This window comes from Aeromonas sp. TW 6 (assembly GCF_013168745.1).
Taxonomy (GTDB): domain Bacteria; phylum Pseudomonadota; class Gammaproteobacteria; order Enterobacterales; family Aeromonadaceae; genus Aeromonas; species Aeromonas caviae.
Map to the genome: position 1 here is coordinate 1 of NZ_JABERS010000078.1, position 7969 is coordinate 7969.

Genomic DNA, 7969 nt, shown 5'->3' on the forward strand with positions numbered 1-7969 from the left:
AATGCATGGTGTTTTTGCTCATGGGGGGAGCGTATCTAAGGAGCAGGATCAAGCAAGCAGGAAAGTGGGATCAAGAGACGATCGTCTCATTTTTCCTGTGTCAATACTGTTCCGGTGAATACTTACCAATACGGTTGATAAGCACCATTCCAGGAACATAGCTCATCATCTGGATCAGCTCTTCATCTGGCAGCATTTTGGCATGAACCACAAGGCCCGAGCAGCGGTGGCCGATCAACTGCTCTATGACGTGCTTCTCTTTGGCTGCGTCGTGGTAGCCATTTCCGATGAGAAGAAAATTCCCCGTAGCCTGTGCCACCTGCTCGACGGCTTTAACCATGGTGCCAAAGAAGGGGTCAGACACATCAGCAACAATCAACCCCAAGGTGTCGTTGTTCTGATGGGCTAAGGCTCTCGCGTTCGCGTTGGGGTGGTAGTTCAGTTCATGCATCGCCTTGAAGACTGCGTCGCGTGATGCCTGGCTCGCCTTTGGCGAATGATTGATGACACGTGAGACTGTGGCGACAGATACGCCTGACAGGAGTGCTACATCTTTGATGGTTGCCATGAATTAGCTTTTCCGGTGAACGGTATAAATAAAAACCAGCGCTTTATAGGGTCAAGATACTACCGACATTTCCAATGCCTGACACGGCTTTCATATCAAAAGCGAGAGCATTCTATCAATACGATCACCTCGCTGTGTAATCCGCTTACACACACCACTCTCCATTGCCATGCTCAACACAGATGATAATGTGACAAAAGTCACACAAAATAGAGCTATACCTTCCAGCCTTTCTTTCACAAGAGCAGAATAGGGAAAGCGATTACACAAAACAAAACCCAATTAAAGCGAGGAACAAGGAGCGATCTATGTTGAATATACTCGTCACAGGTGGAACTGGTTACATAGGTAGTCATACCTGTTTGCAGCTTATTGCTGCCGGGATGACTCCCATCTTGTTGGACAATCTGGTGAACAGTAAAGAGAGTGTCCTCGAACGCATCCATACCCTCAGCGGACAGCGCCCCCTGCACTATCAAGGTGATGTGCGGGATGCCGACCTGCTTGATCGTGTGTTTACAGACCAGCAAATAGATGCCGTGATCCACTTCGCAGGGCTCAAGGCTGTAGGAGAATCGGTACAAAAACCTCTCGAGTACTATGACAACAATGTCAGTGGCACCTTGGTGTTATTGCAGGCCATGCGACGTGCCGGGGTAAAGACCTTGCTGTTCAGCTCATCTGCCACCGTTTATGGTGAGCCAGAGACCATGCCTATTACCGAGGAATCGCCAACCTTTAGCGCCACCAACCCATATGGTCAGAGCAAGCTGATGGTGGAGCGTCTCATCAAGGACTTTGCACGGTCAGCCCCCGATTGGTCATTGACTCTGCTGCGCTATTTCAATCCGGTGGGAGCCCACCCCAGCGGCCTGATGGGTGAGGATCCACAAGGCATTCCCAATAACCTGATGCCTTATATTGCCCAGGTGGCAGTGGGCCGCCGTGCCAAACTCGCCATCTTTGGTGATGACTACCCGACACCAGATGGTACCGGCGTGCGGGATTACATTCATGTCATGGATCTAGCCGATGGCCATGTCGCAGCCTTGAAACATACGCTTGGGCAAGCTGGCGTCCATGTGTACAACCTGGGCACTGGGCATGGCTACAGCGTCCTGGACATTCATGCCGCCTTCTCCAAGGCCTGTGGCCGCGAACTGCCTTATGAGATCGTGCCGCGCCGTGCCGGGGACATAGCGCAGTGTTGGGCCGATCCAACCCGGGCCTACAACGAGCTGGGGTGGAAGGCTCATCGCACACTTGATGAGATGACCGCCGATACCTGGCGCTGGCAATCCCAAAATCCGAACGGTTACCCCCTTCCATGAATGTACAGAACGAGACAGGCCTTCCTATGCAATTTGAACCGACCGACCACCCCCACCGTCGTTACAACCCATTGATCCAGCAGTGGGTTCTCGTTTCTCCCCACAGGGCGAAGCGCCCTTGGCAGGGCCAGCAGGATGAGCCCGATCGCACCCAGCGATCCGCTCACGATCCGGATTGTTTCCTCTGCGCCGGTAATACTCGCGTCACTGGTGACAAAAATCCGGATTATCAGTCGACCTTCGTCTTTACCAACGACTTCGCAGCCCTGATGGTTGATACCCCGATGGCCCCAACCAGCGAGGATCCCCTCTTCCAGCTAGAGAGTGCACGCGGCACCAGCAGGGTAATTTGCTTCTCACCGGATCACAGCAAGACCTTGCCCGAGTTGTCAGTCCCCTCTCTCACAGCCGTGGTCAACACCTGGTGCGAGCAAACTACAGAGCTGGGGCGCGACTATCCCTGGATACAAGTATTCGAAAACAAGGGCACCATGATGGGTTGCTCCAATCCCCATCCCCATGGGCAGATCTGGGCCAACGACTTCTTGCCCAACGAAGCCGCACGGGAAGATGATGCCCAACGGGAGTATTTTGCCAAACATGGTCGTGCCATGTTGCTCGATTATGCTGATCGTGAACGCATTGACGGCCGCCGCACCGTAGTTGAAACGGAGCACTGGCTGGCAGTGGTGCCCTATTGGGCTGCCTGGCCCTTCGAAACCCTGTTGCTTCCCAAGTTTGCGGTAACACGTCTACCGGCGCTGACAGCGCAACAGCGTGAAGACCTCGCGCTTGCGCTCAAGAAACTGACTAGTCGCTATGACAACCTGTTTCAGTGCTCGTTCCCCTATTCGATGGGATGGCATGGTGCACCTTTCAATGGCGATGAAAATGACCACTGGCAGTTGCATGCCCACTTCTACCCGCCCCTGCTGCGCTCAGCGAGCGTGCGCAAGTTTATGGTGGGCTATGAAATGCTGGCGGAAACACAGCGTGACCTGACGGCAGAACAGGCGGCCGAACGCCTGCGTTCCGTCAGCGATATCCATTTTCGTGAACAGGTTTGAGGTTGATATATGAGTATTGAATCGCAGCGCAGCGTGACTGAACGCACCTTTTATACACAATATGGTTATCACCCTACCCTCGCCATTCAGGCGCCTGGACGTGTCAACCTCATTGGGGAGCACACGGACTATAACGATGGCTTCGTGCTACCCTGCGCCATCGATTATCAGACCGTGATCAGTGCTGCCCCCCGCCAAGACAGTCTGATCAGGGTCATTGCTGCCGACTATCACAACCAACTGGATGAATTTGACTTGCACCACCCCATAGAGGCGCGCCCGGAATACCTGTGGGCCAACTATGTGCGAGGCGTCGTCAAATATTTGCTATTGCGAGGCTGTCAACTGACAGGGGCAGACCTGGTAATCAGTGGCAATGTACCTCAGGGAGCAGGCCTGAGCTCTTCCGCCTCTCTGGAAGTGGCAGTAGGACAGATCTTCAAAGAGATGAATCACCTCGACATCAGCCAAGCAGATATCGCCCTGAATGGACAACTGGCGGAAAACAGGTTCGTCGGTTGCAACTGCGGCATCATGGATCAGTTCATCTCGGCTCTGGGTCAGCAAGATCATGCTCTGCTGATCGATTGCCGCAGTCTGGATACCCGTCCTGTGAGCATGCCAGCCGACATTGATGTGGTCATCATCAACTCGAACGTACGCCGGGGCCTGGTGGATAGCGAATACAATACCCGCAGGGCACAGTGTGAAGAGGCCGCACGGCATTTTGGGGTCAAGGCACTGCGCGACTTAACGATGCAGCAGTTTACCGAACGCGCCAACGAACTGGATCCTGTCGTCGCGAGCCGTGCACGCCACGTCATCTCCGAGAATGAACGAACGCTGGCAGCAGCCGATGCGCTGGCAAATGAAGACATGGTCATGATGGCCGAATTAATGGCGCAGTCTCATGCTTCGATGCGCGATGATTTTGCCATCACAGTACCCGCCATAGACGCTCTGGTCGACATGATCAAAGAGATTATTGGTAGTCGTGGTGGAGTCAGGATGACTGGTGGTGGGTTTGGTGGTTGTGTTGTTGCGCTGGTGCCACGCGCACTGACCCCAGTCGTCTGCGAGCAAGTCAACTCCCGCTATCCTCTGCTCAGTGGTTTACAGCCCAATATCTATATCTGCAAGCCCTCCGCCGGAGCTGGCTCTATCTGACCTTTATTACCATATCAATGTCATGATCAGCAAAATAGACCCTCATAGGTCCACGCTGATCATGACACACTTCACTGAACCTTTATTCAGATGCCAATCATCGCACTCATCGAATGGGCAAAAGACCCAAAGCCGCTGACTGTGCAAAAGGATGTGCACGAGTGAGAACATTGGGTACAACTGAATTCCTGCATATCTTAACAGCTACCCTGTGCCTGCTAGGGAAGGGACGAATAAGTGGGTCGTATATTCCCAGGCTGTGTTGAACCAATAGAAAAGGCGCCACTACATGGCGCCTTTTATCAGTTACTCTTGCACCGGCTCAGCCAGTGATGCGCCCTGAGTGGCGATAACCTTCTGATACCAGAAGAAGCTCTGCTTGCGGCGACGCTCCAGCGTGCCGTGACCCTCGTCGTCACGATCAACGTAGATAAAGCCATAACGCTTGCTCATCTGGGCGGTGGAGGCGCTGACCAGATCGATCGGACCCCAGCTGGTGTAACCCATCACCTCGACACCATCTTCAATCGCTTCGGCCACTTGCAGCAGGTGCTCGCGCAGATAGTGGATGCGGTACGGATCGCGAATGCTGCCGTCGGCCTCTAACTTGTCCTTGGCACCGAGGCCGTTCTCGACGATAAACAACGGTTTTTGATAGCGATCCCACAGCAGGTTGAGCAGGGTGCGCAGGCCCACCGCATCGATCTGCCAACCCCATTCGGAAGCCGGCAGGTGCGGGTTGGTGATGATGTTCAGGATATTGCCGCGGCTGTATTCGTGCGGATCAGCCGAGGCGCAGCCGGTGAAGTAGTAGCTAAACGAGATGAAATCCATGGTGTTGTTGGCAAGGATCGCCTCATCACCCAGCGCAAACTCCACCTTGATACCCTCGTCACGCCAGGCGCGCAGCATATAGCCCGGATAGCGCCCGCGCACTTGCACGTCACCGAAGAACAACCACTCGCGGTTTTTCTGCATCGCTTCCAGCACGTCGTTGGGCTTGCAGGTGAGTGGATACTGCAGGCCGCCGAGCAGCATGTTCCCGATCTGGGCATCCGGCAGCAGCTCGTGGCAGGCCTTGACGGCAAGGGCACTGGCCACCAGCTGGTGGTGGATTGCCTGATAGATCGCCTGCTTGCTGCTCTCGTGCGGCAGCCCCACCCCGGTGAAGGGCGCGTGCAGCGACATGTTGATTTCGTTAAAGGTGAGCCACAGCTTCACACGTTGACCATAACGGGTGAACACTGCGCGCGCGTAGCGTTCGAAGCACTCGATCACCTTGCGATTGCCCCAACCGCCGTACTGCTCGATAAGGCCAAGAGGCATTTCGTAGTGAGAGAGGGTGATCAGTGGCGTGATGTTGTGCTTCTCCAGCTCATCGAGCACCTTGTCATAGAAGGCCAGACCCGCTTCGTTGGGTTCGGCTTCGTCCCCCTGCGGGAAGATGCGGCTCCAGGCGATAGAAAAACGCAGGCAGCCAAACCCCATTTCGGCAAACAGGGCGATATCCTCGGCATAGCGATGATAAAAATCGATGGCGAGATCCTTGACGTTAAAATCTCCCGCCACCCGCGTGACGTTGCCGCCAAAGATGCCCTGCGGCTGGATATCGGAGGTGGTCAGCCCTTTGCCATCCGTCAGGTAGGCGCCTTCGACCTGATTGGCCGCGACGGCGCCGCCCCACAAAAACTCTTTCGGAAACAGACTATTCATTGCGTACTCCTGGTGTTTCAAAGGGTGACTGTCAACAGTTGCAGACCGGCCTGCGCCTCATTACCCGAGGCGGTTACAGTGACCGGTGCACCGCTGCTCTGATTGATGACCATCGGCGTGGTGATGTCATACCCCGCGGCGACGATCGCGTCGAGATCAAATTCGATAAGCAGGTCCCCGGCTTCGATCCGATCGCCCAGTTGTACCTTGGGGGTAAAGAACTGGCCGTCGAGTTTGACCGTATCGAGGCCGATGTGGATCAGCACATCCAGTCCATTGTCGGTGGTGATGCCGATGGCATGGTGGGTGCGAAACAGGGAGGCGACTTCGCCACTGACCGGCGCCACCACCCGACCGCTGCGCGGCACGATGGCGATCCCCTGACCGAGCAGGCCACTGGCAAAACTCGGATCGCTGATCTCGGCAAGCGGCAGCACGGCGCCATCTTGCGGCGCTAACAAGGTGACAGGACCTGTGCTGGCCTGCGGCGTGGTGACCTTTGCGTCAACCGGTTTGGCCGAGGTAGTGGCATCTGCCGAAACACCGAACAGCCAGGTCAGCACCAGTGCAATGGCCGCACCAAGCAGGGTGCCGACGACCGTGCCCCATACTGTGCCATCAATACCGGTCGGTGGAATAATCTGGGTAAAGGTGAAGATATTGATGAAGCCAAACGAATAGCTGGCGGTGTGGCTCAGCCCGACCATGGCGCCCCCGATGGCGCCGCCCAGACAGCCGAAGGCAAACGGACGGCGCAGCGGCAGGTTGACGCCATAGATGATCGGCTCGGTGATACCGAAGAGACCGGCTGCAGCGGCAGAGCCAGCTAGGGTCCGACGCTTGGCATCACGGGTTTTCAGCATCACCCCGATGCAAGCGGCAACCTGGGACATGACGGCGGGCAGCAGCATCGGCATCATGGTGTCATGGCCCAACACACTCAGGTTGTTGATCATTAGCGGCACCAACCCCCAGTGCAGGCCGAAAATCACGAATATTTGCCAGCAGGCACCCATCACTGCGCCGGCAATCGCAGGCGCCACGGCATAGATCACCTGATAACCATTTGCCAGACCATGGCCAATCGACGTGGCCAACGGGCCAATCAGCAGGAAGGTGAGCGGCACCACCAGCACCATGCAAAACAGCGGGGTGAAGAAGTTACGCAGCGCCGACGGTAACCACTTCATCAGGAGCGGCTCGAGCTTGCTGCTCACCCAGGCGGCGAAGATCACCGGCAACACCGACGAGCTGTAGTTGATAAAGGTGATGGGAACGCCAAGGAAATAGAGGGTTTCGCCCCCCGGCTGACTTGCCGCCTGAAACGCGGCGATCATGCTCGGATGCACCAGCGCACCGCCGATCATCATGGTAGTAAACGGGTTGCCGCCAAACTTCTGGCCGGCGGTGTAGCCGAGGATCAAGGGGAAGAAGTAGAACAGGGCATCACTGGCGGCAAACAGCAGCTGGTAGGTGCCGCTTTGTGGCGTGGTCCATTGGCAGACCAGCGCCAGTGCCAGCGCGCCTTTCAGAATACCGGTGGCCGCCATCACCCCGATAAAGGGGGTGAAGATGCCGGACACAACATCGATGATTCGATTGAGCAGCGGGCCACGCTCGCCCTCTGCTGCCGCTTGTGCATGACCCTCTGGCACCAGCTGGCGCACCGCCTGATAGACCTGGTGCACATGGTTGCCGATCACCACCTGAAACTGGCCGCCACTCTCGACCACCATGATGATGTCTTCACGCGCCTTGAGACTGGCGGCATTGGCTTTGCTTTTGTCTTTCAGCTTGAAACGCAGCCGGGTGGCACAGTGCATCAGGCTGACGATGTTGTCCCGTCCGCCAACCTCTTCGACAATCGCGCTGGCCAGATCCTCTGTTGCCATGCTTGCTTCTCCTGATTTACTGGTGCGCTGCGGGCATAAAAAAACCTGATGCTCCGCCCCCAAAAAGGAGGAAGAGACACCAGGTCTTGCCTGCCGCAGCAGTCATACCAATCAGATTAAAGATGTGATCTAATTGCTCTATTCTGGTTTCACTGTACTCAGTATGTCCGATCCAATCGATTTCTTGGCCCTCGCCAAGGCAGAAACCAACGCCAGGAAACGCATGCGATT

Annotated in this window: 6 protein-coding genes and 1 pseudogene; 3 read left to right on the forward strand and 4 right to left on the reverse strand. The window is 55.9% G+C overall.

Annotated elements, in window-relative coordinates:
- Positions 1–130: 130 nt before the first annotated feature.
- Positions 131–568, reverse strand: a pseudogene (locus HKD46_RS20570) (LacI family DNA-binding transcriptional regulator); the annotation flags it as partial.
- A gap of 311 nt (positions 569–879) precedes the next feature.
- Here HKD46_RS20570 and galE point away from each other — a divergent pair.
- Genes galE through galK form a run of 3 tightly spaced genes read left to right on the forward strand, consistent with a single transcriptional unit; the run spans position 880 to position 4133 of the window.
- Positions 880–1899, forward strand: a complete 1020-nt coding sequence (gene galE / locus HKD46_RS20575) for a UDP-glucose 4-epimerase GalE (protein WP_214003069.1) — start codon at positions 880–882, stop codon at positions 1897–1899.
- A gap of 26 nt (positions 1900–1925) precedes the next feature.
- Positions 1926–2966, forward strand: coding sequence for a galactose-1-phosphate uridylyltransferase (gene galT / locus HKD46_RS20580; protein WP_171865908.1), 1041 nt, complete (start codon positions 1926–1928; stop codon positions 2964–2966).
- Positions 2967–2975: 9 nt separating this feature from the next.
- Positions 2976–4133 carry a galactokinase gene (gene galK, locus HKD46_RS20585; protein WP_171865909.1) on the forward strand — a complete coding sequence of 386 codons (1158 nt, stop codon included), beginning with the start codon at positions 2976–2978 and terminating at the stop codon, positions 4131–4133.
- Between the two features lie 306 nt (positions 4134–4439).
- On the opposite strand, the gene ascB is transcribed toward galK, so the two are convergent.
- The 3 genes from ascB to HKD46_RS21235 all read right to left on the reverse strand — a co-directional run.
- A complete protein-coding gene (gene ascB, locus HKD46_RS20590) occupies positions 4440–5846 on the reverse strand; it encodes a 6-phospho-beta-glucosidase (protein ID WP_171865910.1) in 1407 nt (468 codons plus the stop codon).
- Between the two features lie 17 nt (positions 5847–5863).
- Entirely contained in the window at positions 5864–7738 is a 1875-nt protein-coding gene (gene bglF, locus HKD46_RS20595; RefSeq protein WP_171865911.1) for a PTS beta-glucoside transporter subunit IIABC, read from the reverse strand.
- A gap of 16 nt (positions 7739–7754) precedes the next feature.
- Positions 7755–7969, reverse strand: a 215-nt coding sequence (locus HKD46_RS21235) for a hypothetical protein (RefSeq protein ID WP_221413926.1), incomplete at its 5' end; no start/stop codon positions are given.

Excerpts from the sequence above, each read along its gene's own strand:
- galT (WP_171865908.1), top strand. The coding sequence starts at position 1,926 with ATGCAATTTGAACCGACCGACCACCCCCACCGTCGTTACAACCCATTG.
- galK (WP_171865909.1), top strand. The coding sequence starts at position 2,976 with ATGAGTATTGAATCGCAGCGCAGCGTGACTGAACGCACCTTTTATACA.
- ascB (WP_171865910.1), bottom strand. The coding sequence starts at position 5,846 with ATGAATAGTCTGTTTCCGAAAGAGTTTTTGTGGGGCGGCGCCGTCGCG.
- bglF (WP_171865911.1), bottom strand. The coding sequence starts at position 7,738 with ATGGCAACAGAGGATCTGGCCAGCGCGATTGTCGAAGAGGTTGGCGGA.